The 22,941-nt window shown below is 55.6% G+C and carries 28 protein-coding genes, 1 rRNA gene and 1 riboswitch; of the genes, 26 read left to right on the forward strand and 3 right to left on the reverse strand.

Going from position 1 to position 22,941, the window contains the following annotated elements; translation table 11 throughout:
* Together rrf and RBI05_RS16835 are read left to right on the forward strand one after the other, a co-directional pair.
* Positions 1 to 76 (forward strand): 5S ribosomal RNA (rrf, locus tag RBI05_RS19350); the annotation flags it as partial.
* Positions 77 to 307: 231 nt separating this feature from the next.
* The gene (locus RBI05_RS16835) at positions 308 to 739 is read left to right on the forward strand and encodes a hypothetical protein (RefSeq protein ID WP_310551917.1); all 432 of its coding nucleotides are present in this window, start codon (positions 308 to 310) and stop codon (positions 737 to 739) included.
* A 69-nt stretch (positions 740 to 808) separates the two neighbouring features.
* Here RBI05_RS16835 and RBI05_RS16840 read toward each other — a convergent pair whose 3' ends face one another.
* The gene (locus tag RBI05_RS16840) at positions 809 to 1,342 is read right to left on the reverse strand and encodes a hypothetical protein (protein ID WP_310551918.1); all 534 of its coding nucleotides are present in this window, start codon (positions 1,340 to 1,342) and stop codon (positions 809 to 811) included.
* Positions 1,343 to 1,544: 202 nt separating this feature from the next.
* Here RBI05_RS16840 and RBI05_RS16845 point away from each other — a divergent pair, with 202 nt between their 5' ends.
* The 10 genes from RBI05_RS16845 (at position 1,545) to rsmI (ending at position 9,080) form a co-directional block, all read left to right on the forward strand.
* Positions 1,545 to 1,730, forward strand: a complete 186-nt coding sequence (locus RBI05_RS16845) for a sigma factor G inhibitor Gin (RefSeq protein WP_150458629.1) — start codon at positions 1,545 to 1,547, stop codon at positions 1,728 to 1,730.
* Positions 1,731 to 1,874: 144 nt separating this feature from the next.
* Positions 1,875 to 3,431, forward strand: a complete 1,557-nt coding sequence (locus tag RBI05_RS16850) for an aminotransferase class I/II-fold pyridoxal phosphate-dependent enzyme (protein WP_310551919.1) — start codon at positions 1,875 to 1,877, stop codon at positions 3,429 to 3,431.
* A 9-nt stretch (positions 3,432 to 3,440) separates the two neighbouring features.
* The gene (gene tmk, locus RBI05_RS16855) at positions 3,441 to 4,082 is read left to right on the forward strand and encodes a dTMP kinase (RefSeq protein WP_310551920.1); all 642 of its coding nucleotides are present in this window, start codon (positions 3,441 to 3,443) and stop codon (positions 4,080 to 4,082) included.
* Positions 4,083 to 4,151: 69 nt separating this feature from the next.
* Complete coding sequence (locus RBI05_RS16860; protein ID WP_150458632.1) at positions 4,152 to 4,481, forward strand: cyclic-di-AMP receptor; 330 nt, start codon at positions 4,152 to 4,154, stop codon at positions 4,479 to 4,481.
* A 106-nt stretch (positions 4,482 to 4,587) separates the two neighbouring features.
* The gene (locus RBI05_RS16865; protein WP_150458633.1) at positions 4,588 to 5,031 is read left to right on the forward strand and encodes a YaaR family protein; all 444 of its coding nucleotides are present in this window, start codon (positions 4,588 to 4,590) and stop codon (positions 5,029 to 5,031) included.
* Positions 5,032 to 5,054: 23 nt separating this feature from the next.
* The gene (gene holB, locus RBI05_RS16870; RefSeq protein ID WP_310551921.1) at positions 5,055 to 6,032 is read left to right on the forward strand and encodes a DNA polymerase III subunit delta'; all 978 of its coding nucleotides are present in this window, start codon (positions 5,055 to 5,057) and stop codon (positions 6,030 to 6,032) included.
* A 130-nt stretch (positions 6,033 to 6,162) separates the two neighbouring features.
* On the forward strand, positions 6,163 to 6,963 hold the full coding sequence (locus tag RBI05_RS16875; protein ID WP_310551922.1) for a PSP1 domain-containing protein: 801 nt from the start codon (positions 6,163 to 6,165) through the stop codon (positions 6,961 to 6,963).
* A 28-nt stretch (positions 6,964 to 6,991) separates the two neighbouring features.
* Positions 6,992 to 7,369: an initiation-control protein YabA gene (locus tag RBI05_RS16880; RefSeq protein ID WP_150458636.1), complete on the forward strand. Its 378-nt coding sequence runs from the start codon at positions 6,992 to 6,994 to the stop codon at positions 7,367 to 7,369.
* Between the two features lie 56 nt (positions 7,370 to 7,425).
* On the forward strand, positions 7,426 to 8,193 hold the full coding sequence (locus RBI05_RS16885; protein WP_310551923.1) for a tRNA1(Val) (adenine(37)-N6)-methyltransferase: 768 nt from the start codon (positions 7,426 to 7,428) through the stop codon (positions 8,191 to 8,193).
* Positions 8,190 to 9,080 (forward strand): 16S rRNA (cytidine(1402)-2'-O)-methyltransferase, encoded by an 891-nt coding sequence (gene rsmI, locus RBI05_RS16890; protein ID WP_310551924.1) that lies wholly within the window; start codon positions 8,190 to 8,192, stop codon positions 9,078 to 9,080. The genes RBI05_RS16885 and rsmI overlap by 4 nt, the downstream gene beginning before the upstream one ends.
* Positions 9,081 to 9,182: 102 nt before the next feature.
* Here the strand turns inward: rsmI and RBI05_RS16895 are convergent, their stop codons facing one another.
* Positions 9,183 to 9,437 (reverse strand): AbrB/MazE/SpoVT family DNA-binding domain-containing protein, encoded by a 255-nt coding sequence (locus RBI05_RS16895; protein WP_025332575.1) that lies wholly within the window; start codon positions 9,435 to 9,437, stop codon positions 9,183 to 9,185.
* Positions 9,438 to 9,715: 278 nt separating this feature from the next.
* Between RBI05_RS16895 and RBI05_RS16900 the strand changes: the two genes are divergently transcribed.
* From RBI05_RS16900 to RBI05_RS16960, 13 genes are all read left to right on the forward strand, one after another.
* On the forward strand, positions 9,716 to 11,002 hold the full coding sequence (locus RBI05_RS16900) for an HD domain-containing protein (protein WP_150458639.1): 1,287 nt from the start codon (positions 9,716 to 9,718) through the stop codon (positions 11,000 to 11,002).
* A gap of 24 nt (positions 11,003 to 11,026) precedes the next feature.
* Complete coding sequence (locus tag RBI05_RS16905) at positions 11,027 to 11,818, forward strand: TatD family hydrolase (RefSeq protein WP_310551925.1); 792 nt, start codon at positions 11,027 to 11,029, stop codon at positions 11,816 to 11,818.
* Between the two features lie 170 nt (positions 11,819 to 11,988).
* Positions 11,989 to 12,222: riboswitch (cyclic di-AMP (ydaO/yuaA leader) on the forward strand.
* Positions 12,223 to 12,488: 266 nt separating this feature from the next.
* Complete coding sequence (locus tag RBI05_RS16910; RefSeq protein WP_310551926.1) at positions 12,489 to 13,643, forward strand: ubiquitin-like domain-containing protein; 1,155 nt, start codon at positions 12,489 to 12,491, stop codon at positions 13,641 to 13,643.
* Positions 13,644 to 13,834: 191 nt separating this feature from the next.
* Entirely contained in the window at positions 13,835 to 14,401 is a 567-nt protein-coding gene (gene rnmV, locus RBI05_RS16915) for a ribonuclease M5 (RefSeq protein WP_310551947.1), read from the forward strand.
* On the forward strand, positions 14,398 to 15,282 hold the full coding sequence (rsmA, locus tag RBI05_RS16920) for a 16S rRNA (adenine(1518)-N(6)/adenine(1519)-N(6))-dimethyltransferase RsmA (RefSeq protein WP_150458642.1): 885 nt from the start codon (positions 14,398 to 14,400) through the stop codon (positions 15,280 to 15,282). Before rnmV ends, rsmA begins: the two co-directional genes overlap by 4 nt.
* Positions 15,283 to 15,355: 73 nt before the next feature.
* The gene (gene yabG, locus RBI05_RS16925; protein ID WP_310551927.1) at positions 15,356 to 16,255 is read left to right on the forward strand and encodes a sporulation peptidase YabG; all 900 of its coding nucleotides are present in this window, start codon (positions 15,356 to 15,358) and stop codon (positions 16,253 to 16,255) included.
* A gap of 185 nt (positions 16,256 to 16,440) precedes the next feature.
* Positions 16,441 to 16,689: a biofilm formation stimulator Veg gene (gene veg, locus RBI05_RS16930; RefSeq protein ID WP_150458682.1), complete on the forward strand. Its 249-nt coding sequence runs from the start codon at positions 16,441 to 16,443 to the stop codon at positions 16,687 to 16,689.
* A gap of 125 nt (positions 16,690 to 16,814) precedes the next feature.
* Positions 16,815 to 16,991, forward strand: a complete 177-nt coding sequence (locus RBI05_RS16935) for a small, acid-soluble spore protein, alpha/beta type (protein ID WP_150458644.1) — start codon at positions 16,815 to 16,817, stop codon at positions 16,989 to 16,991.
* 154 nt (positions 16,992 to 17,145) lie between these two features.
* A complete protein-coding gene (gene ispE / locus RBI05_RS16940) occupies positions 17,146 to 18,000 on the forward strand; it encodes a 4-(cytidine 5'-diphospho)-2-C-methyl-D-erythritol kinase (protein WP_310551928.1) in 855 nt (284 codons plus the stop codon).
* A gap of 82 nt (positions 18,001 to 18,082) precedes the next feature.
* A complete protein-coding gene (gene purR, locus RBI05_RS16945; RefSeq protein WP_150458646.1) occupies positions 18,083 to 18,919 on the forward strand; it encodes a pur operon repressor in 837 nt (278 codons plus the stop codon).
* Positions 18,920 to 19,099: 180 nt separating this feature from the next.
* Positions 19,100 to 19,384, forward strand: coding sequence for a septation regulator SpoVG (gene spoVG, locus RBI05_RS16950; RefSeq protein WP_006207419.1), 285 nt, complete (start codon positions 19,100 to 19,102; stop codon positions 19,382 to 19,384).
* A gap of 112 nt (positions 19,385 to 19,496) precedes the next feature.
* On the forward strand, positions 19,497 to 20,906 hold the full coding sequence (glmU, locus tag RBI05_RS16955) for a bifunctional UDP-N-acetylglucosamine diphosphorylase/glucosamine-1-phosphate N-acetyltransferase GlmU (RefSeq protein ID WP_150458647.1): 1,410 nt from the start codon (positions 19,497 to 19,499) through the stop codon (positions 20,904 to 20,906).
* Positions 20,907 to 20,982: 76 nt separating this feature from the next.
* Entirely contained in the window at positions 20,983 to 21,936 is a 954-nt protein-coding gene (locus RBI05_RS16960; protein WP_150458648.1) for a ribose-phosphate diphosphokinase, read from the forward strand.
* A gap of 104 nt (positions 21,937 to 22,040) precedes the next feature.
* On the opposite strand, the gene RBI05_RS16965 is transcribed toward RBI05_RS16960, so the two are convergent.
* Positions 22,041 to 22,238 carry a hypothetical protein gene (locus RBI05_RS16965; protein ID WP_150458649.1) on the reverse strand — a complete coding sequence of 66 codons (198 nt, stop codon included), beginning with the start codon at positions 22,236 to 22,238 and terminating at the stop codon, positions 22,041 to 22,043.
* 88 nt (positions 22,239 to 22,326) lie between these two features.
* Between RBI05_RS16965 and pth the strand changes: the two genes are divergently transcribed.
* Entirely contained in the window at positions 22,327 to 22,887 is a 561-nt protein-coding gene (gene pth / locus RBI05_RS16970) for an aminoacyl-tRNA hydrolase (protein WP_310551929.1), read from the forward strand.
* The last annotated feature ends 54 nt before the right edge of the window (positions 22,888 to 22,941 follow it).

Below are 22,941 nucleotides of genomic sequence, written 5' to 3' on the forward strand. Positions count from 1 at the left end.
GAACACGACCGTTAAGCCCTCCAGCGCCGATGGTACTTGGACCGAAGGGTCCTGGGAGAGTAGGACGCCGCCAAGCATAGATAACCACTGCCGATCTTTCGGCGGTGGTTTTTTGTTGTGAAACCGAGGCTAACGGCCTGTGTTTTGAGTGACATTTTTGTCACCGACAGGTCTTAAGTTACAAGTATAATGAAAGTATGCAATCTATATGCACAATGAGCAGTGACTCATGAACTACTCAAAGAGCAGACAATCCAGAGCCGCATGTATCCTTGGATACATGGTGAAGCAAGGAGGGAAGCCGGAAATGAGAGCACTTGTCAGGGTAAGAATACTCCTGATTCTATGCCTGTCCGTTATCTGGTTGAGCGCATGCGGTTCCAACCAGCCTTCTTGGAAAACTTATGAGGGCGCGCAGAATGAGAAATCTTTTCCCGTTCCCAAAGAAGCCAATTCATCCGACCGTACCACGACAAATGCCGCGATGGATTATGTACGTTATTCGCTGCCGGGACTTAAAGGCGAGAAGCCGATACCGGACCCTTATTACAAGGAGATAGAGGCGTGGGGATGGCAAGAGGAGGAGCAGAATGATCAGAAGGAGCAGAGCGGATCAGACTCTTCCTATACCTTTATGAAGGAAGGGCGAATCATTCACTTAACGCTGCATAATGGTTATTTTATCGTGATGGTTCCCAAAGAAAAGAAGGAGGCAGTCCTGGAGATCGGAGCTCCTTAATCACAATAGGGCGGTTCATAGCCATTCATTGGCTGGTGAACCGCCCTGTCTGTTTTAGAATCTCATGGGTTACGGTGAATAACATGCCGCTTCGGCTGGCCCAAATTTCAGCATATCATCCTGACGTCTCCAACCGAAGCGCAGCAGGATATAGAAGCGCGGACCGAGAATCCATAAATGAATTAATGCCAGGGATACGGTGAAGGCTGGGGGCGTCCATACGATGAACATGGCGGTTACCGCGAAGCCAATCCAGAAGGTGTGGAGCTGGGCGGCACGAAACAGTCGATAAGGCGCATACTGTTCGGGCATATAACCGACCCAAGGTAGATTCAGGGTGAATCTCCACCGCTTTCGGACGGGATATCCGGCAATCAGCAGAACGGACCGGGCAATTACATAATGGATCCAGAGCACAACCGGCAGGGCGATCATGCAATAGACAACGCTGAACACGGATAGTGTGAAAGTCTCTGCCACTGCAAAAAGGAGTGGAGCCCACTGAAAGACAAGCAGCGCGGGGCGGGGCACCGTCATTTTCTTAATCAGTTTGTAGTGGTAGTAAGTAGCGGCGGATTTGTCGGTATCCTTCGTTCTAACCAAGCATTTGAACCTCCCTGTCGCAGTTCTCATAACCCTTCTATCGGCCAGAATGGATAAAATCTTAAATGAGAGGTTCACGGGGGCAAGCGGCCCGGCATAAAATGGGCGTAGAATAAAAAAAGGCGTAAAAAGACTAGCAACCGGGTTTAAAATACTAGGGAGTGTATCATACTGATTCTAAAAGAGTCAAGGTGGGATGGCTATGGAAATGGAGAAGGACTGTACCTGCATTATTTGCGGACAGGAGAAGGAGCAAGGAATTCGCATCGTCTCCCATTTTATATGTGAGGATTGTGAAGCGGAAATGGTGCGGACGGAGACAGAGGATGCCAAGTACCGCTTTTTTATCGGACGGATGAAGAAGATTGGATTGCAAAAGAATGCATGAGGCGGCAGCGGATCCAAGGGAATAGAAAGGGCTTCGTTTCCATAGGGGAGCGGAGCCTTTTTACAATGGAAGACGGAAAAAGCGACAAATCTGCCTGTTATGCGTTAAAATGAAGCTATAAGAGCTGGAGGGAAGAAGGCAAGGATGAGTCGCAGGCATGAACGGGCACCGATCTATGAGATGATGGAAGCGTACGCGCGAAGGAAAGATGTATCTCTGCATGTTCCCGGACATAAAGACGGGGCTGTCTATTCCTCTGAAGCAGCAGGATTCTTGAGGGATATCTTGAAGGTCGATTTGACGGAGATTACAGGCAGCGATGATCTGCATCATCCGGAAGGGGTCATCCGCGAGGCGCAGGAACTGGCTGCGGATTGCTTCGGGGCGGAAGAGAGTTTCCTGCTGGTAGGAGGAAGCACGGCCGGTAATCTCGGGCTGATTCTGACGGTATGCGATCAGCCTGGCAAGCTGCTGCTGCTCCAGCGAAACGTTCATAAGTCAGTCCTCCACGGGCTGATGCTGGCCGGGGCGCGGGGCGTCTTTCTGGACCCGCAGCTTGATCCGGCCAGCGGGCTGGCGGTTGCACCGGGGGCTGAAACGGTGCGCAGGGCTCTGGCGGCCTACCCGGAGGCCGCCGCCGTCCTGGTGACCATGCCAAATTACTATGGCATGGGAGGGGATCTCGCGCCCCTGGCGGAAGTCTGCCACGAGCACGGTGTGCCGCTGCTGGTGGATGAAGCCCACGGGGCGCATTACGGGCTGCACCCGGCGCTGCCGCGGGGTGCGCTGCAGGCCGGCGCGGACGGTGTCGTCCAGTCCACGCACAAGATGCTGGCCGCGATGACCATGGGAGCAATGCTCCATGTTCAGGGGCCAAGGCTCGACCGCGCGCTGCTGCGGCAGCGGCTCGCCATGATTCAGAGCTCCAGCCCATCGTATCCGCTGATGGCTTCACTCGATCTGGCGCGCCGGGAGCTGCATGTCCGGCGCGAGGAAGCCTTCACGGCGGGGCTGGCCGCCGTGGATAGGCTCCGGCGCGGCCTGGCGGAGCTGCCGCGCTTTCCGCTCCTGCTGCCGGCGCAGCAGGAGGACCGCAGCCCCGGGGACAGCGATTCCCCGGGGGAAGCGACCGCCCCGTGCGGAGCCGGGGCAGGATATACAGCCCAGGACCCGTTCAAGGCCGTCATTCATGACGGTTGCGGCGTACTGGGCGGGTTCGAGCTGCAGGCGCGGCTTGAAGCCAAGGGCTTCGTGCCGGAAATGAGCGATGACCGCTATGTCATCCTGGCGCTAAGCCTGGGATCGCGGGCCGAGGAGATGGCGCGTCTGCTGGATGCGCTACGAGAAATCGACCGTGAAGCTCCTGCTGATCCGGGAAGGGAGAGAGACGGAGACCATCTCCCCGGGGATTTTTCCACGTGGAACATTTCTGCTTCCGGCTTCTCAGAGCCGGTTCATTTCTCTCTGGCGCCGGTGCGCCCGCAGGATACAGAGCATGTTCCGTTCGAAGAGTGTGCGGGAAGAAGAGCCGCGGAGATGATCATTCCCTATCCGCCCGGCATACCGCTGCTCTATCCCGGAGAGGTCATTCGCAGGGAGACGGCGGAGCGGCTGAAGGCGCTGCAGACGGCAGGGGCCAGGTTCCAAGGAGCGGAATCCACGAAGACCGGAACGATACAGGTATACCGAAGAGAGGCGTGAGTCGGAACATTGAGACATCAGGGACTTTTTATTACGATTGAGGGCGGAGACGGGGCGGGCAAAACCACTGTAATCGGAAGAATGGCTGCCTATTTGCAGGGCCGTTCGCTGCCTTATCTGATTACGAGAGAGCCGGGCGGAATTGAGATCGCGGAGAAGATCCGCAGTATTATTCTGAACCCGGAGCACACCGCCATGGATGCAAGAACGGAAGCGCTCCTGTATGCCGCCTCGCGCGCGCAGCACCTGGCAGAGCGGGTAGAACCGGCGCTGAAGGACGGACTGATGGTACTATGCGACCGTTTTGTCGACAGCAGTCTGGTCTATCAGGGACATGCCAGAGGGCTTGGAATGGATGAGGTCGAGGCAATCAATCAGTTCGCTACAGGCGGACGTACGCCGGATCTGACGGTATATCTCGATATTCCCCCTGAAGATGGACTTGCCCGTATCAATGCCAGCGGACAGCGAGAGGTGAACCGGCTGGATCTCGAGAGTCTGGCCTTCCATAAGCGGGTAAGAGAAGGGTACCTTCTGCTGGCCAAGAAGCATCCGGAACGGATCGTGACGCTGGATGCGAACCGCCCGGTGGCCGTGGTCGAGCAGGAATTGATCCGGACGCTGGAAGATCGGATTCTAAAGGATTTATAGACCGGGGCGACGAATAAAAATAAGAGTAAGCTAACCGGTTAAAGGTCAAATCACAAGGAGGAACGTTCGATGAAACTGATTATTGCCATTATTCAGGATAAGGACAGCAACCGGCTGTCGAGCGAACTGGTCAAGGCGAATTTTCGGGCAACGAAGCTGGCCAGTACCGGCGGCTTCCTTCGCGCAGGGAATACGACATTCATGATCGGGGTCGATGACGGACAGGTGGAGGCCGTGCTGAACGTAATCCGCAACAGCTGCAAGGTTCGCGAGCAGCTCGTGACTCCGGTGACGCCGATGAGCGGCACGACAGATTCCTACTTGCCGCTTCCGGTTGAGGTTCAGGTCGGAGGCGCGACGGTATTCGTGATGCCGGTAGACCGGTTCGAGCATTACTAGAAGCTGCAAAAGAGCCGCTGCCGGAAGACCTTCGGCAGCGGCGGTTAAGCGGTAGATGAGCAGGGAATTCATATTCTTCATTTTATATAGAGGCGGTGAATCAACCGTGAAGATCAACCCGAATTTCCGCCCCATCAAAGGGGAGCTGTCGGTCGGTGAATCGGCGGGGAAGCCGGTTCAACAGAAGAATTTCTCCGATGTCTTTCAACAGCAGGGACAACAGGCTTCGCGCGATGAGCTGACCCGTCAGCTGCAGGAGATCCGGACCCAGGGGGACCGTCTCTCCAAGTCGATGACCGTCCGGGAGCTGGCGATTTACCGGGCAATGGTCAAGCGGTTTCTGGAGGAGACCGCACGGCGCGGCGTTGCCTTGAGGGACAAGAAAGGCTGGGACCGCAGAGGCCGGGGCAAGCAGTATAAGCTGCTGGAAGAGATTGATGAGGCGCTGCTGGCCATGGCCGATGAGCTGCTGGAGAGCGAGCAGGGGCGTATTGAGCTTCTGGGCAAAGTTGGCGAAATCCGCGGTATGCTGATTAATCTGACGTTTTAGTATAGATTGTGGAGGAGGACATCATGGCTTTTGGAGATATACGGGGCCAGGAGCGGGCGAAGACGATGCTTCAGAATGCCCTGCGCCGGAACACGGTCAGCCATGCGTACTTGTTCACGGGACCGGGCGGCAGCGGGCAGATGAAGACGGCGTTGACGTTTGCCCAGGCGCTTTTTTGTACAGAGAAGACCGATGATGCCTGCGGAGCCTGCCTGGAGTGCCGCAAAGTCGAGCATGGCAATCATCCGGATTTAAAGATGGTGGTACCGGACGGCAGCCATATCAAGATTGAACAGATCCGCGATCTTCAGCGGATTTTTTCGTATCGGTCGGAGGGAGATCATCCGAAGGTCTATATCATTGACCAGGCGGATACGATGACGGTTCAGGCGGCCAACAGTCTGCTGAAGTTCCTGGAAGAGCCGCCGGCTCCCGCTGTGGCGATTCTGTTGTCGGACAACAGCCGGGCGCTGCTGCCGACCATCCTATCGCGGGCGCAGACGGTTCCGTTCTCGCCGCTTGCGCCGGAGATCATGTTGCAGATTCTGGCAGAGGAGGGGTGGACGGGTCCCTTGGCCCGTTGCGCCGTTTCTCTAAGCTCGGGAGTCGATGGCTGTAAGGCTCTGCTAGAGCAGAATTGGTTTGCAGAAATGAGAAATCTAGTGTTACAATTAGCAAAGGAGTCTTTTGGCAGAGGAACTTCGGCGGTGGCGACCGCCGGCTCGAGACTGCAGAAGACAGGGCTTGGAGAACATCTGGACGTATTATTCAGTATGTTCCACCTATGGTTCAAGGATATGCTGTATTTCCTGTACCGGAAACACGAGGCTATCGTATTTATCGATCAATTGGACGTGATTTCGTCTCAGGCCCGATTGCGAACCCCCGGCGAGTGGGCATCCTATATGGAATACGCCGCTGAGAGCAAGAAAAAACTGCGTTCTAACGCCAATTCCCAACTGACTCTGGAACAATTCCTGATTCAACTGGAGCGTCATTAGGCAGCGGATTTATCCTCCGGTATAAGGTCTTCCCCGGATGCCAACGGTTTGCGGGCAAGAAATACAGTCACGAATCATCAGGGAGCGGACTTGCCGGCCCTGCCGGCATACAAGGGAGGTTAGTTTTTTTGTGTACAGCGTAGTAGGTGTCCGCTTCAAAAAAGCGGGTAAAATATATTATTTTGACCCCATGGATCTGCCGGTGGAGCGCGATCACTGCGTCATCGTTGAGACAGCGCGGGGAGTCGAGTACGGCAAGGTTGTTATTGGGAAGAAAGAAGTGCAGGAGACGGATGTTGTTCTTCCGTTGAAGAAGGTCATGCGGATCGCCGGCGATGCCGATGCGCGCGTTGTGGAAGAGAACAAACAGGCTGCAAAGGACGCATTTGCCACCTGCCTGAACAAGATTCGCGATCACGGGCTGAAGATGAAGCTGGTGGATGTCGAATTTACGTTTGACCGCAACAAGATTATTTTTTATTTCACCGCCGAAGGGCGTGTGGACTTCCGGGAACTGGTCAAGGATCTGGCCAGCATCTTCCGTACCCGGATTGAGCTTCGCCAGATTGGCGTCCGCGACGAGTCGAAGATGCTGGGCGGACTCGGACCGTGCGGGCGTGTGCTGTGCTGCTCGTCCTGGCTGGGGGATTTTGAACCCGTATCCATCAAGATGGCGAAAGATCAGAATCTGTCGCTGAACCCGACGAAGATTTCCGGACTCTGCGGAAGGCTGATGTGCTGCCTGAAATTTGAGCATGATAACTACGAGAGCGTTAAGGAAGAAATGCCTGCCGTGGGCAAACTGGTCATCAGTCCGCTGGGCGAAGGGAAGGTTGTCGGTATCAATGCCGGCAAACGGACGCTTCATGTTCAGCTGTTCGAGATCGGCAAAGTCAAGGAACTTTCCATGGATGATGTTGTTGTCAAGTAAACCATAAAGATACCTTCGGGGTGGAGACTTGGATAAACACAATATATTCGATATTTTTGCACACATTCAGGAAATGGAAGATCAAATGGACCGTATGCGGACCAGCCTTGGGGAGTGGCGGCAATCCGTCAAGGAACTGATGGAGAGCAACCAGCTTCTTAGCCTCGAGAACGAGCAGCTTCGCAAGATTCTGCTGCGTGAAGCTCCGCCGGATCATGCCGACGGGGGAATCGAGCCGAAGAGCCATCCGGCGGGTGCCGGAGAGAAGGCCGATGAGGTGGTTGGAGAAGGCTATGACAATCTGGCCAGACTCTATAATGAAGGGTTCCATATCTGCAACGTCTATTTCGGCCATCTGCGTACCGAAGGAGACTGCCTGTTCTGTTTGGCTTTTCTCAATAAATAAGAACATTTGAACCGTAGGGGATTGCCGCCTACGGTTTTTTTTGAAGGAGAGAGACTATGGATTCCATACAACCGGAAGTCCCGCTGCTGGAGACGGAGCGCATCGACGATCTGCTCAGCCATAACCTGAGAATCATTCAGAGCGACGAGGTGTTCAGCTTCTCGATGGATGCGGTGCTGCTGGCCCGGTTCGCTTCTCTTCCGCCGAGGGGGCGGGTACTGGATCTGTGTACGGGGAACGGGGTAATTCCGATCCTGCTCACCACGCGGACGAACGCCTCCATTGAAGGTGTTGAAATCCAGCCCCGATTGGCTGGAATGGCCCGCCGGAGTGTAAAATTGAACGGGCTGGAAGATCGGGTTATGATTCATGAAGGCGATCTGCGGGAATTCCACCAGACTGCCGGTTACGGCGTCTACGACGCCATAACGGTCAATCCTCCCTATATGCCGCTCAACGGCAGCGATCTGAAGCTGAACCGGCATCAGGCGATGGCAAGGCATGAGCTGGGCTGTACGCTGGAGGAAGTGATCCAGGCTTGTGTCCGGCTGGTCCGCACCGGCGGCAAGGTGGCGATGGTTCATAAGCCGCAGCGGCTGGCGGATATCGTCAGTCTGATGCGGCAGTACCGGCTGGAACCCAAGATTGTCCGGTTTGTACACCCGCGTGCGTCGCTGGAAGCCAATATGGTCCTGATCGAGGCCATTCGGGACGGCAAGCCGGAGGTGCGATTGAAGCCCCCGCTCATTGTTTATAATGAAGACAACCGGTATACACCGGAGATTCAGGATATTTATTTCGGGACAAAAGAGGGACTGTCATGACGATACAGATTCAGAGCAGCTTCCAGCAGAGCGTGCAGGGGACCGGTACGCTGTATCTTGTCGCTACACCGATCGGCAATCTGGAGGATATGACCTACCGGGCTGTTCGGATGCTGAAGGAATGCGACATTATCGCCGCCGAGGATACCCGGCAGACGCGGAAGCTGCTCAGCCATTTTGAGATTACACCGTCGCTGCTGTTCAGCTACCATGAGCACAATAAAGCGGCAAGCGGACCTGAACTGATTCGATATATAATAGAAGGTAAAAATTTGGCACTCGTCAGCGATGCCGGTCTGCCGGCAATTTCCGACCCTGGGGCGGAATTGGTACAGCTTGCCGTCGAAGCCGGAATTCCGGTGGTTCCCGTACCCGGAGCGAACGCCGCCTTGTCGGCGCTGATTGCATCCGGGCTTCCGACAGACAGCTTTACCTTTATGGGCTTTCTTCCGCGCGAACGCAAGGATATTCTGAAGATCTTATCCGGATTGAGGTCCGCCCAAGGAACCCTGCTGTTCTACGAGTCTCCCCATCGGGTCGGCAAGACGCTGGCACTCATGCTGGAAGCCTTCGGCAATCGGCGGGCAGCGCTGGCGCGGGAGCTGACCAAACGTTACGAGGAGTTTGTCCGCGGGACGCTTGAAGAGTGTCTGGAATGGCTGAGCGAGCACCCCCCTCTGGGGGAATATGTGCTTGTAATTGAGGGGGAGAGCGCCGAGGCCGCTGCGGAAGCAGAGGCAGCATGGTGGCAGAGCTTGACGACGGCCGAACATGTGGCTCATTATGAAGCGCAAGGCATGGAGCGCAAAGAGGCGATGAAGAAGACCGCTTCTGATCGAGGGGTTGCCAAGCGGGACATCTACAATGCACTGCTGAATGAACAGTAAGAAGAGGAATAAAAAATACCCTCCGCTTAGGGCGGAGGGTCAAGGAGATATTAAAAAGGTTAGAATTAACAGTAGTATGGATTCTATTATAACGGATTTCGTTTAATTTGTCACAGGGGCAGGAATGGCAGAAATACATTCATGACAGACAATTTTTCCTTTAAAATACGTAACGTTCTCGGCGTTGCCGCAGAAGATGCAGGCCGGCTCATATTTCTTCAGCATGATCCGTTCGCCGTCTACATAAATTTCAAGGGCGTCCTTCTCGCCGATGCCCAGGGTGCGGCGCAGTTCAATCGGAATAACGACCCGTCCCAATTCATCTACTTTTCTAACAATCCCAGTTGATTTCATCATATCCAATCTTGCTCCTCTCAAATAGTCATCAAAAAGTGTCAGCGTTCGACAATCTTCTCTGTTTTGTGTACCTTATAATACCAAGCATTCCCAGAACAGTCAACCCGAGTTCAGCGGGCGAATTTTTTTGGAAGGTTGTTCTTTTTGAAATGGCGGTACTGGAAGGGTTGAGAGCAAGAAGGACTGGGATATTGAATTGTCGAATTGGAAATGATTAAACATGCTATTATTCGACATTTTACGACATTATATTTGTTATTTTTAGGGAGGGATCGCGTATGACTCGACCGCTTACGGAAGAAAAGGTATTTAAAGATCCGGTTCACAATTATATCCATGTCCAGGATACGGTGATCTGGCGATTGATCAATACTCCGGAGTTCCAGCGTCTGCGCCGCATTCGTCAGCTTGGAACGACTTATCTGACTTTTCATGGCGCGGAACATAGCCGCTTCTCCCACTCGCTGGGTGTCTATGAAATTACCCGCCGCATTATCTCGCAGTTCGAGCGCGCCGGTTACGGCGACTGGATTCCCGAGGAACGTCTGGTCACGCTCTGCGCGGCGCTGCTCCATGATCTCGGGCATGGGCCATTCTCTCATTCTATAGAAGAAGCTTTTGAAATGAACCACGAAGATTGGACCTGCCGGATTATTCAGGAGGATACAGCCATTACAGAGATTCTGCGGGAGGTAAGCCCCGATTTTCCGCAAAAGGTCGCGTCCGTCATCTGCAAAACCTATGAACATGACATTGTGGTCAATCTGGTCTCCAGTCCACTGGATGCAGACCGGATGGATTATTTGCTTCGGGACGCCTACTATACAGGGGTTAATTACGGTACGATTGACATCGACCGGATTCTCCGGGTGCTGCGGCCTTACAACGGTCGCGTTGTAGTGAAGGAGTCCGGGATGCATGCGATCGAGGATTATTTAATGTCCCGCTATCAGATGTACTGGCAGGTGTACTTTCATCCGGTCACCCGAAGCTCGGAGATTATTCTGCGCCAAATTTTTCGCCGGGCGAAAGAACTGTATACGAATGGTTACCCGTTTCGCTTCATGATTGAACCGTTGTCCGATTTATTCGAGGATGAAATCAGTGTCCGGCAGTATTTGCTGCTGGATGAAGCGCTGGTACAGACGGCCTTTATGCAGTGGACCCGGGAGAAGGATGAGCTGCTAAGCGATCTCTGTAACCGGTTCATCCACCGTAGATTGTATAAGTATGTAGAAATGGAAAGTCTGGATATGGAGACAATCGACGAGATTCGCCGCTGCTTCCGGGAAGCGGGACTTCACCCGGAATATGACCTGGAAATTGATTTCCCTACCGATCTGCCCTATGATGTATTCCGTCCCGGAGAGGGCTTTCACGGGAAGCAGATTTTGCTGCTGGACCGCCAGGAACGGCTGCGTGAAATTTCGGAAGTATCGGATATTGTCCGCTCGATCAGCGGCATTCACCGGGGCCGCTATCATTTATATGTCCCGCAAGATAAGCTCATGCCACTGCTCCCGCATCTTCCCGGGAATGTGCGCGCCATATTTGAACGATTGTAGACAGAAGGAGAGGAGCCTGAACCCATGGAATTATTCGACACGCATACCCATCTGGATGCGCCGCAGTTCGACGGCGACCGGGAGGAGACTATAGCCCGGGCCTTCGAATCCGGGGTCACCCGAATGATCAATATCGGCTTCAACCGTGAGACCATCCCGACCACGATGAGCCTGACCGAGAAGTATGACAGCATTTATGCCGCCATAGGCTGGCATCCGGTGGATGCCATTGATTTCCGCGAAGGCGACCTGGAATGGATCGCTTCCCTATGCGCCCATCCCAAAGTCGTCGCTATCGGCGAAATCGGGCTGGATTATTATTGGGATACATCGCCGAAGGATGTGCAGCAGGCGCTTTTACGCCGTCAGATCGGACTGGCCCGGGAATTGAACATGCCGATTGTCATCCATAATCGCGATGCCCATGAGGATATTGTTAAAATTCTCCGCGAGGAAAAAGCATCGGAGGTTGGCGGCGTCATGCACTCCTTCTCGGGGAGCTGGGAGACGGCCAAACAATGCCTTCACATGGGCTTCCACTTGTCTTTTGGGGGACCGGTTACATTCAAGAATGCAAGGGTTCCGAAAGAGGTCTTGAAGGAGACGCCGATGGACCGGCTGCTGATCGAAACGGACTCCCCCTATCTGACGCCTCACCCCTTCCGCGGTAAGCGGAATGAGAGTGCTCATGTCAGGTTGGTGGCAGAAGCGGCGGCTGAAATAAAGGGCTTACATTTGGAAGAATTAGCTAAAAAAACGTATGCGAACGCGCTGGAACGATTTGGTATCCAGCGAAATCCGGAGGAAAAGGGGTGAAAAAGGGAGCATTCTCGAAGGATTAAACTTTTTTAACGAAGAAACCACTGTTTATTACAAATATTTAACCTTTTATGTTTGTAAACGTGGTTGAAGTGCGCTTTACAATCTGCATTAAAACAGGATATCATCTTTTCAGTACAACGAGCTGCTGGTCAGCCGTTGATTCACCGATCGTCTCGCTGAGTCTCCGTCACGGAGAACGGGGGAACCGATATTGATCTGCCGTATCCCGGTCGTACATAAGCCATCGTCGGACGCGTCTGCAGAACAGTATTTGATTTCTTTTCGTGGTCTTTGGGGTGAATTTGAGGGCATTCGCCATGAGCGGATGACCTGAGATAGGGCGTCTCTCTTTCGTCCGAACCCGACAGCTAACCCCGTAAGCGCAAGTAAGAGAGGAAACCTCGTGCACAAGTCCCTGATCCGGCCTTGGAAAAGCCACGGAAGAGTCCTCTGTTAGAGTCTCTTTCCAGGCTTTTTTTGTTTGAATTTTTACAGTATCCGCCGGATAAATACGAGTGCCGGGCAGCCGATCGGTGAACGGGAGACGCATGCTTCTGATCTACCGCGTATCCTGTGACAATCTCATGTAGCTTCACGCGAACGCCGTGACAGTCATCAAAGAGAGAAGTTCGCGGCCGGAAGCTATGCAAGGAGGATGGAGAGTATGGGCGCAATTCAACCAGAGATGACCCATGATTCGCAGACATCCAGCAGGCCGAACGCAGTACAATGGATTCAGAGCCATATTCGCATCCTGCTGCTCGCAGGAGCCGCATCTGCCGCGGTGGTGCTGTTGATCGTGTTCTTGACCGGCGGCAGCAGCATTAAGCAAATTACAGTTGTTGTCGACGGAGAGATCCGGACGCTGGAGACGCGCAAGACGCTTCTTGGCGACATTCTGGCGGAAGCCGGAATTACGGTATCGCCGCATGACCAATTGTCGGCCTCGGTAAGCGACGAATTGAAGAACGGTGACCGTATCGCCATCGACCGGGCGCATCAGATCAGCCTGACCGAAGGCGGCAAGACGAAGACCGTATATACGACCGAGGATCACCTCGGCACCGCATTAACCAAGCTCGGGGTAAACCTGGGCGAGCATGACAAAGTATTTCCTTCGACCGACACCGCAATTTCCGCCAATCGTCTGGATGTCAAGGTCGTCCGTATCACGAAGCAAGTCGTGCAGCGGACGCAGAACTTGCCGTTCCGGGTCATCAAGACGGCGGACCCTTCCCTCTATGTGGGTGACGTGCGTGTGGCACAAGCAGGCAAACCGGGAGTCATGATCCAGCATATCGAGAAGACCTATCAGGATGGTCAGCTCGCTTCGATGGTCATGGTCGGCAAAGAGGTTCAGACGGTAACGAAAGACAAAGTTATTGCCGTCGGCACCAAGGCGAAGCCGATTCCCAAGCCAGCTGTCGCTGCCAAAGCCAAAGCCACCACAACCAAGGCCAAAACTACCTCAAGCGGAGGAACGGCCAAGAAATCCGGCGTGAATTTCGATTATAAACGGGTAATCAAGAATGTCTCCATGACGGCCTACTCTTCCGAAGAGCCGGGCATTGGCACACGGACGGCTTCGGGGACGCGGGTAACCGAGGGACGGACCATTGCGGTCGATCCGAATATCATTCCGATTGGCTGGTGGGTGTACATTGAAGGTCTGGGATTCCGCCGCGCAGAGGATACGGGCGGTGCCATCAAAGGCAACAAGATCGACGTCTACTACGATTCATTGAGCCATGCACGGAATTTCGGACGCAAGTCACGTACGGTGTATGTGATCGGACCGGTCAAACCCGAGCTGAACTGACGGCAGTGAGGTGGGACGGTTTTTGCAAAAAAGCGGGACTTACGCTATAGTGAGTTAAGCTCTCGCCTATACAATTCTTTAGCCAAAAAGAAGGGGAGCGAACCCTTCTTTTTGTTATATCCGACGGATTTATTCCGCGGGAAGTTGCGGGAGGCTATAACTTTTTATCAATAAGGGATGCCTGATAGATGATGATCAAAGAAGTCATAGTGGTGGAAGGCCGAAGCGACACGGTGGCGGTCAAGCGGGCCGTCAAGGCGGACACAATTGAGACCGGAGGCTCTGCGGTTGGGCCGGCGGTCATTTCCCGGATTCGGCTGGCGATGGAGCGGCGCGGCGTGATTATTCTGACCGACCCTGACCATGCCGGTGAACGCATCCGCAAGATCGTGTCGTCCAAGGTTCCGGGCTGCAAGCACGCCTTTATTCCGGAAGCCGAAGCGACGCGGCGCGGCGACATCGGAGTGGAGAACGCCTCGCCCGAAGCCATTCGCCACGCGCTGTCGCGGGTGCATACGTCCTTTGAGGGCGCGCCGCCCCAGATCGGGATGGATGACCTTCTGGATGCCGGCCTGATCGTGCACCCCAGAGCGGCGGAGCGCCGGATGGCTCTCGGCAATGCGCTGGGCATCGGATACTGCAACGGCAAGCAGCTCTACAAGCGGCTGGCGATGTTCGGCATCACGCCGGCGGAATTCGCCGGGGCGCTGGAGCAGGTGGAACGGATGGAGACAAGCAGGGAGGACAACAGGGCATGAACGGCAGAGAAGAGGTTTCGTCCCCCAAGCGGACGAAAGAGATTATTGCGCGGCACGGTTTCTCCTTCAAGAAGAGCCTCGGCCAGAACTTTCTGATTGACCGGAACATTCTGGACAAAATCGTCGGCGCCGCCGAGCTGACCAAGGAGGACGGCGCCCTTGAGATCGGCCCCGGCATCGGCGCTCTGACGGAGCGTCTGGCGGACCAGGCCGGAGCGGTAACGGCGGTCGAAATCGACCGCCGGCTCATTCCGATTCTGGAGGAGGTGCTGGCGCCGCACCCGCACGTAAAGGTGCGAAATGACGACGTGCTGAAGGTAGACCTGAAGGCGCTGTTCGAGGAAGACTTTGCTTCCGTCCAGGGAGTGAGCGTCGTGGCTAACCTGCCCTATTATGTGACGACACCCATTCTGATGAAGCTGCTGGAGGAGAAGCTGCCGCTCAAGAATATTGTTGTCATGATCCAGAAGGAAGTGGCAGAGCGCATGGCGGCTTCGCCCGGCGGCAAGGACTACGGAAGTCTGAGCATTGCCGTTCAGTATTACAGCGAGCCTGAGCTCATCTGTACGGTTCCCCATACTGTCTTCATTCCCCAGCCGAATGTGGAATCGGCCGTAATCCGGCTGAAGGTCAGAGAGACGCCGCCGGTGGAAGTGCAGGACGAGCAGCATTTCTTCGGCGTCGTGCAGGCGTCGTTCACCCAACGGCGCAAGACGATTGCGAACAACCTCAAGGCCCGCTATTTTGCGAAGGAAGGGCGGGAGCGGCTGGAGGAGCTTCTGGCGGAGGCCGGGATCGAGCCTTCCCGCCGGGGGGAGACGCTCAGCCTGGAGGAGTTCGCCCGCCTGAGCGATGTGCTGCTGGCCGCGGGCGTAGCCTAGCGGCGATAATTTTGAAGATAGGCAGAACCATCCCCCGCACTTGCCCATACGATGGGGTAGAGGTGATGTTCTGATGAATTTGGGAGATCTGGTCGTCCGCAAATCGTATGGGGCCGACATCACATTCCGCGTGGAGCAGATTCAGCGGAATCAGGCCATCATCAAGGGGACCGAGTTCCGGCTTCTGGCGGACGCGCCGGTCGACGATCTGCTGCCCGCCCGCGAGGCCGAGGAGACGGAGCTGGGGCATCGGGCCCGCATCAAGGCGGTCGAGTCGCTGTCGCTTCTGCAGAAGGAACGGCAGGATGGGCTTCGGCCGTCAGGCCCCGGCAGTTCGGGCTCTTGGATTCCGGGAGCTGCGGATCATGGCTATTTTGAAGTTCCGGGCAAGGTGCTTCATCTGGACGGAGACCGGGCTTACTTAAGCAAAAGCCTGAGTCTCTACGAACAGCTTCGCATCCCGGCGGAGGGTCACCATGTGCCGGAAGCGGCGATGGCCGATACGCTGTACCGGCTGCTGCCGCGCGTGCGTCCGGACATTGTGGTGATTACCGGGCATGACGGCGTGCTGAAGCCGCCGCACACGTACGACCTGTACAGTCTTGGCAGCTACAAGAACTCGCAGAATTTCGTAGCCGCGATCCGGGTAGCCCGGGAGTATGAGCGGCATTACGATGCGCTGACGGTAGTGGCGGGCGCCTGCCAATCGCATTTTGAAGCCCTGCTGGGAGCAGGCGCGAATTTTGCTTCCTCCCCGGCACGCGTCCTCATCCATGCGCTCGACCCCGTCTATATTGCGGCCAAGGCGGCGGTGACGTCCATACGCGAGACGGTGAACCTGAACGATGTGCTGCATCATACCATCAGCGGCAGCCAGGGCGTGGGCGGTATTGAGACCCGCGGAAGCTTCCGGATCGGAATGCCGAGACTCAGCAATCTGGCAACGCTGAAAGTAACGCCGTCGGCAGTCTGAAGAGGCGGTCTTCGGCAGCTGGCAGAAGGAGAGAGAAGAGGCAGCGACTGTCGCTAATTCTTCTCTTTTTTAGCAAAAAAACCCGTTGACAACACCAATAAGCATCCCCTATAATTATGGGTTTACCTTGACATTTATCTTGAAGATGAGGTATAATGGACAAGGAAAGAGGTGGTCGTCAGGCAATGGCTAATAACACGCTATTGGAAATCAAACGGAATCTCGAAGCTCATGTCGGATCCAAGATTACGCTGAGAGCAAATGGTGGTCGCCGTAAAACCGTGGAACGCACGGGTGTCCTGGAAGAAACGTACCCTTCTGTATTTATTGTCAAGCTGGACGAGCAGCAGTCGTTCAAGCGTGTATCTTACAGCTATACCGACGTCCTGACGGAATCCGTGGAAATCACGGTCTGCGGGGAAGAAGTGATTTAGCTTTCCACAAGCGGTCCCGCTGCGCTGGCAGAGGGGCCGCTTTTGATTGCCGGATAATCGGGAGCCGGTTCAGGCACACTAAGAGTGCAATACTTCATCCCAGATCTACAGCAGGAGGGCAGAACATGAGCCGAAGAAGACGCGGTGTAATGTCGGAAGAGCTGAAGACGGAGCTGGCGAAGGAACTGGGGTTCTATGACACGGTTCAGCGCGAAGGCTGGGGCGGAATTCGAGCCGCCGATGCCGGCAACATGGTGAAGCGGGCGATTGAGCTTGCCGAACAGGCGGCGCGCCGGTCGTAGACGTTCTACAGGAGGGCAGGGCGGTTCCTTAAAGGGACGGCCCTGTTCGCGCGCCTCTTCCCGGACGGATCTCATGGAATGGACTTGGCCACCGGATTCCCCTATAATATGTTAAGCTGTTTGGAGTGGGAACTACGAAGAGAAGGTGAACGCCTTGAGAATCTATGAAAAAGCACCGGCCAAAATCAACCTGATGCTCGATGTGCTGCGCAAGCGCCCGGACGGCTTCCATGAAGTCGAGATGATCATGACGATGGTCGATCTCGCGGACCGGCTGGAGCTGTCGGAGCTGAGACAGGGAACGATCATTATCTCAAGCCAGGCCGGGTACATTCCGCTGGACGAGAAGAATCTGGCGTTCCAGGCGGCAAGACTGGTGAAGGACCGTTACGGCGTCAAGGCCGGCGTACATATTCATCTGGATAAAAAAATTCCGGTCGCCGCAGGGCTGGCCGGGGGCAGCAGCGACGCCGCGGCTACGCTGCGCGGGCTGAACCGCCTCTGGAACCTCGGAATCGCCGAGGCGGAACTGCAGCGGCTCGGAGCCGAGCTCGGCTCCGATGTGCCGTTCTGCGTCAGCGGAGGGACCGCCCTGGCGACAGGGCGGGGCGAGCAGCTGACGCCGATCCCGAACCCGCCGCCCTGCTGGGTGGTGCTGGCCAAGCCGCCGATCAATGTCTCGACGGCGGAAGTCTACGGCCGTCTGCGGGCGGGCGCCATCGAGCATCATCCGTCTGCGGCGGCGATGCAGGCCGCGATTGAAGCGGGCGATTTCCGCGCCGTCTGCAGCGGGCTCGGGAATGTGCTGGAGGATGTCACATTGCCCTGGCATCCGGAGGTGCGGCGCATCAAGGAAGCGATGATCCGCCTCGGGGCGGACGGAGTGCTGATGTCGGGCAGCGGACCGACCGTGTTCGGCCTGGTGTCGCGTCCGTCCAAGGTGGCGCGCATCTATAACGGACTGCGCGGCTTCTGCAAGGAAGTATACGCGGTACGGTCGCTCTCTTGACCGAAAGCGCCTGCCTTGTGCAAAGCCGTACAAAAGTGGTATATTCTCTCTATAATATTCGGTTTTGACAAGGAGCTTTCCGTTGAAGAAATTAAAACGAAGCCAACGCTTGGTGGACATGACTCATTTTCTGCTGGAGAAGCCGCACGAGCTGCTGCCGCTCTCTCTGTTCGCCGACCGGTACGGGTCGGCCAAATCGTCGATCAGCGAGGATCTGGCGATCATCAAGGAAGTATTTGAAGGCGAGGGCATGGGCGAGCTGCAGACGCTGGCCGGCGCCGCCGGAGGCGTCAAGTTCATTCCCCGGATGCCTGCCGACGAAGCGTCGTCCTTTATTGCGGAGCTGTGCCAGATGCTGGAGCAGAGTGACCGGATTCTGCCCGGAGGCTATCTCTATATGTCCGATCTGCTCGGACAGCCCGCCATAATGGAGAAGGCCGGCAAGCTGATCGCCACCGCTTTTTACGGAGTCGAGATAGATGCCGTGATGACGGTGGAGACGAAGGGAATTCCGCTCGCCTACGCTACCGCAGGCCAGCTCGGGCTGCCGGTCATTCTGGTGCGCCGGGACCATAAGGTAACGGAAGGGTCTGCGGTCAGCATCAATTATGTATCGGGCTCCCATAAGAGTATCCATACCATGTCGCTGTCCCGCCGCGCCCTGCGCGAGAAATCGAAGGTGCTGATTGTGGATGACTTCATGAAGATGGGCGGTACGATTCGCGGGATGGTCGATCTGCTCGGCGAGTTCGGGGCCCAGGTGGCCGGAGTCGGCGTACTGGTGGAATCGGAAGTTGCCGATGTCAAGGACCGGCTGCTGCATGATTATGTGTCGCTGGTATCTCTCGGCGAGGTGGACGCGAGAGAGCGCATCATTTCGGCCCATCCCGGGAATTACTTTGCCGGACGCGCCCAGTAGCGGGTTGTGACGAAAGCTTGGGGAAAGATGGGGAGCCGTGGAGAACGATGTCGGAAACGTTGGATAGCCAAAAATAATCTGCTTTTACAGGCATTTTATGGAACCAAAAAGAAGGAATTCGCCCAGCAGTGTGGAATATTACACCCAAGTCTCTGATGGAAAAAGGTGGTGAACACACACATGCAAATTACGGATGTAAGACTCCGCCGCGTCAACTCCGAAGGGAGAATGAAGGCGATCGCATCCATTACCATCGACAACGAGTTTGTTGTTCATGACATTCGCGTCATCGACGGTAACAACGGTATGTTTGTTGCTATGCCCAGCAAGCGTACGCCGGACGGCGAATTCCGCGACATCGCGCATCCGATTTCCTCGGGAACGCGGGAGAAGATCCAGTCGGCTGTTCTGGCCGAATATGAACGCGCTGCAACGGAAGAGGAAGTCATTGAAGAGGGGGCATAACTCTTCGCTATTGGGGTTCGAAGAAAAGGGAACCAGCTTATGGTTCCCTTTTCTTTTTGCCTGGAATGAAGTATATTCAGTATGGAGTTCAAGAAGTAGGAGGTTGGCATTCTTGAAGAGAATGGCTGTTGTTCTTGCTGCGGGACAGGGCAAGCGCATGAAATCCAAGTTGTACAAAGTGCTGCATCCCGTATGCGGTAAGCCGATGGTAGGACACGTGTTGGATACGGTCAAGGCGACCGGCTGCGAGCGCAGCATCGTCGTGGTCGGGCACGGAGCAGAAGCCGTTCAGGCTTATTTGGGCAATTCCGCCGAGTATGTGCTGCAGGATCGGCAGCTCGGTACAGGTCATGCGGTGAAGCAGGCGGCCGAACGGATTGCTGCGGAAGAGGGCACGACCATTGTAGCTTACGGCGATACGCCGCTGATTACGCCGGAAACGCTGGTAGCGCTGATGGCGCTGCATGAGCGGGAAGGAGCGTCCGCTACGATTCTGACCGCCGTGATGGAAGATCCGTCGGGACTGGGACGCATTATTCGGGGAGAGAGCGGGGAACTGCTGGGCATTGTCGAGCAGAAGGACGCCACGCCGGAGGAAGCCGCCATCCAGGAGATCAATACAGGCATTTATTGCTTCGATAATAAGAAGTTATTCGCCGCTTTGGATCAGGTGACCAACGAGAATGCCCAGCAGGAATACTACCTGACCGATGTGATCGGCATTTTGCGCAACCAGGGAGACCGGGTGCTGGCCTATCAGACGACGGACGCAGCCGAGTCCATCGGCGTCAATGACCGGGTAGCGCTGTCCGAGGCCGAGGCGGTGATGCGTCAGCGCATTGTAAAACGCCATATGCTTGGCGGCGTCAGCATTATTGATCCGGAATCGACCTATATCGGCGCCGACGTCGTCATCGGCTCGGACACGGTACTTTATCCCGGCACTCTGCTGAAGGGCAGAACCGTAATCGGGGAAGACTGCATCATCGGTCCTTCCGCGGAAATTGAAGACAGCGTGATTGCAGACGGGGCGCAGATCAAGCATTCCGTGCTGAATCAGGCGGAAGTCGGCGCACGGACAACCGTTGGGCCTTTTGCCTATTTGCGGCCAGGCAGCGTGCTCGGCGAGGATGTGAAGATCGGAGACTTCGTCGAGATCAAGAAGGCGACGATCGGAGACGGCTCCAAGGTGTCGCATCTGAGCTACATCGGCGACGCTTCCGTCGGCAAGAACGTCAATGTCGGCTGCGGAGCCATAACCGTCAATTACGACGGGTTCAACAAGGCGCTCACCGAGATTGAGGATGAAGCTTTCATCGGCAGCAACGTCAACCTGATCGCGCCGGTCAAGGTCGGCAAGGGCGCTTATGTGGTAGCCGGATCGACCATTACCCGCTCCGTATCGGAGAACGATCTGGCCATCGCCAGACAGCGGCAGGAGAACAAGCCGGGTTATGCGGACAAGATCCGCTCCCGCGCGAAGGCGAAGAAGGAACAGTCCCGGCAGTCCCATCCGTCCTAAGGATCATTTGAGCGAACAGGATCATGGCGCACAGGGTGTAATAAATTTATGAACCGTCACGGAGGGTTTAACTTTTATGGCTTATCTTGATTCCAAATTGAAGATCTTCACCTGCAACTCCAATCCGAAGCTTGCCCATCAAATCGCCGATTATATCGGCATTCCGATGGGCGAGTCGCACACCACCAGCTTCAGCGACGGGGAGATTCAGGTCAAGCTGTCGGAGAGCGTGCGCGGCTGCCATGTCTACATTGTTCAGTCGACCTGTGCCCCGGTCAATGACAATCTGATGGAAATGCTGGTGATGATCGATGCCCTGAAGCGGGCTTCCGCGAAGAGCATCAATGTGGTGATTCCGTATTACGGCTATGCCCGCCAGGACCGCAAGGCCCGTTCGCGCGATCCGATTACGGCCAAGCTGGTCGCGGATTTGATCGAGAGAGCCGGCGCGCACCGTGTCATTACCATGGACCTGCATGCCATGCAGATCCAGGGCTTCTTCAATATTCCGGTCGATCATATGCTGGGCGTGCCGATTCTGGCGCAGTATTTCCGCTCGAAGCAGATCCAGAATCCGGTTATCGTATCGCCGGACCACGGCGGCGTAGTTCGCGCCCGCAAGCTGGCCGACTTCCTGAATGCGCCGCTGGCGATTATCGACAAGCGCCGCCCGGAACCGAACGTCAGCGAGGTCATGAACATCATCGGTCATATTGAAGGCAAGACGGCCATTCTGATCGATGACATCATCGACACGGCCGGCACGATTGTTCTCGGAGCGAATGCGCTGATGGAAGGCGGAGTGAAGGAAGTATACGCCTGCTGTACGCATGCGGTTCTGTCCGGACCGGCACATGAGCGGCTGGAGAACTCTCCGATCAAGGAAGTCGTCGTGACGGATACGATTCCAATTCGCAATGAGAATCCGACATCGAAGCTGAAGGTGCTGTCCGTGGCGCCTCTGCTGGGCGAAGCCATTATCCGCGTTCACGAAGAACTCTCGATCAGCAAGTTGTTCGAGATTGAATAAACCGGCTGCTGCCGGCGCAACCCAAAAGGGTTACACCTCCCGTGGGGGAGATGTAACCCTTGTCGGCGTATGGGGCCTTGCCGGTCTCTCTGGCCCGGGCGTCTCTAATACCCGGGCCGGGAGATGAAGGTGAAGCGGGTGCGGCTGTACAGCGTACCCTGCAGTTCGGCAAAGTGGGCATCGACGGCGGTGAGAACGCCGATGTCCACATGGACGCCGTTGCAGGTCACCTCGACCGGTATGGCATGCTGGAGATGATACTGAAATTGGCGGTGGTGACTCAGTTTCTCGCCTTGCTGCATGGGATCACCCGTCTTTTGGTGGAATCGCGTTTAAAGATCACGCGGTCTGTGTATAGTATTGTACCAAAAAGAGAGGGAATCGACCAAAATGAAATGGATTGTGGGACTTGGCAATCCCGGCACCCAATATGCCAGAACCCGGCATAACGTCGGGTTCATGGCGCTGGACGAGCTGGCGGCCAGACACGGCATTGCCTTTAACCAGAACAAATGCAAGGCATCGATCGGCGAAGGCGTCATCGGCGGCGTCAAGACGGTGCTCATCAAGCCGATGACCTTTATGAATCTGTCGGGGGAATCGGTCCGGGCCTATATGGATTACTACAAGGTATCGCTGGACGACCTGATTGTCGTATACGATGATCTGGACACCGAGATCGGCCGGATTCGGCTGCGGTATCAAGGCAGCGCCGGCGGGCATAACGGTATTAAGTCGATAATCCAGCATACCGGCACGCAGACCTTCAACCGCGTTCGGATGGGTATCTCCCGTCCGGAGCCGGGTTACGCGATTGTCGATTATGTGCTGTCCGCGTTCCCGAAGAAAGAGTCGGAGGCGCTGGCGTCCATGATCGGATCGGCCTGCGACGCGCTGGAGTACAGCCTGGATCATACGTTCGAACAGACGATGGCCAGATTCAACGGGTAGAAGCGGGGACGGAAGTAGGGCTAAGCCGGGGACGCCCCGGGCATACTGAAGGCA

This window comes from Paenibacillus glufosinatiresistens (assembly GCF_031470375.1).
Lineage (GTDB): Bacteria > Bacillota > Bacilli > Paenibacillales > Paenibacillaceae > Paenibacillus_AQ > Paenibacillus_AQ glufosinatiresistens.

Excerpts from the sequence above, each read along its gene's own strand:
- RBI05_RS16835 (WP_310551917.1), top strand. The coding sequence starts at position 308 with ATGAGAGCACTTGTCAGGGTAAGAATACTCCTGATTCTATGCCTGTCC.
- RBI05_RS16845 (WP_150458629.1), top strand. The coding sequence starts at position 1,545 with ATGGAAATGGAGAAGGACTGTACCTGCATTATTTGCGGACAGGAGAAG.
- RBI05_RS16850 (WP_310551919.1), top strand. The coding sequence starts at position 1,875 with ATGAGTCGCAGGCATGAACGGGCACCGATCTATGAGATGATGGAAGCG.
- RBI05_RS16860 (WP_150458632.1), top strand. The coding sequence starts at position 4,152 with ATGAAACTGATTATTGCCATTATTCAGGATAAGGACAGCAACCGGCTG.
- holB (WP_310551921.1), top strand. The coding sequence starts at position 5,055 with ATGGCTTTTGGAGATATACGGGGCCAGGAGCGGGCGAAGACGATGCTT.
- RBI05_RS16885 (WP_310551923.1), top strand. The coding sequence starts at position 7,426 with ATGGATTCCATACAACCGGAAGTCCCGCTGCTGGAGACGGAGCGCATC.
- rsmI (WP_310551924.1), top strand. The coding sequence starts at position 8,190 with ATGACGATACAGATTCAGAGCAGCTTCCAGCAGAGCGTGCAGGGGACC.
- RBI05_RS16895 (WP_025332575.1), bottom strand. The coding sequence starts at position 9,437 with ATGATGAAATCAACTGGGATTGTTAGAAAAGTAGATGAATTGGGACGG.
- RBI05_RS16900 (WP_150458639.1), top strand. The coding sequence starts at position 9,716 with ATGACTCGACCGCTTACGGAAGAAAAGGTATTTAAAGATCCGGTTCAC.
- RBI05_RS16905 (WP_310551925.1), top strand. The coding sequence starts at position 11,027 with ATGGAATTATTCGACACGCATACCCATCTGGATGCGCCGCAGTTCGAC.
- RBI05_RS16910 (WP_310551926.1), top strand. The coding sequence starts at position 12,489 with ATGGGCGCAATTCAACCAGAGATGACCCATGATTCGCAGACATCCAGC.
- rnmV (WP_310551947.1), top strand. The coding sequence starts at position 13,835 with ATGATCAAAGAAGTCATAGTGGTGGAAGGCCGAAGCGACACGGTGGCG.
- rsmA (WP_150458642.1), top strand. The coding sequence starts at position 14,398 with ATGAACGGCAGAGAAGAGGTTTCGTCCCCCAAGCGGACGAAAGAGATT.
- yabG (WP_310551927.1), top strand. The coding sequence starts at position 15,356 with ATGAATTTGGGAGATCTGGTCGTCCGCAAATCGTATGGGGCCGACATC.
- veg (WP_150458682.1), top strand. The coding sequence starts at position 16,441 with ATGGCTAATAACACGCTATTGGAAATCAAACGGAATCTCGAAGCTCAT.
- RBI05_RS16935 (WP_150458644.1), top strand. The coding sequence starts at position 16,815 with ATGAGCCGAAGAAGACGCGGTGTAATGTCGGAAGAGCTGAAGACGGAG.
- spoVG (WP_006207419.1), top strand. The coding sequence starts at position 19,100 with ATGCAAATTACGGATGTAAGACTCCGCCGCGTCAACTCCGAAGGGAGA.
- RBI05_RS16960 (WP_150458648.1), top strand. The coding sequence starts at position 20,983 with ATGGCTTATCTTGATTCCAAATTGAAGATCTTCACCTGCAACTCCAAT.
- RBI05_RS16965 (WP_150458649.1), bottom strand. The coding sequence starts at position 22,238 with ATGCAGCAAGGCGAGAAACTGAGTCACCACCGCCAATTTCAGTATCAT.
- pth (WP_310551929.1), top strand. The coding sequence starts at position 22,327 with ATGAAATGGATTGTGGGACTTGGCAATCCCGGCACCCAATATGCCAGA.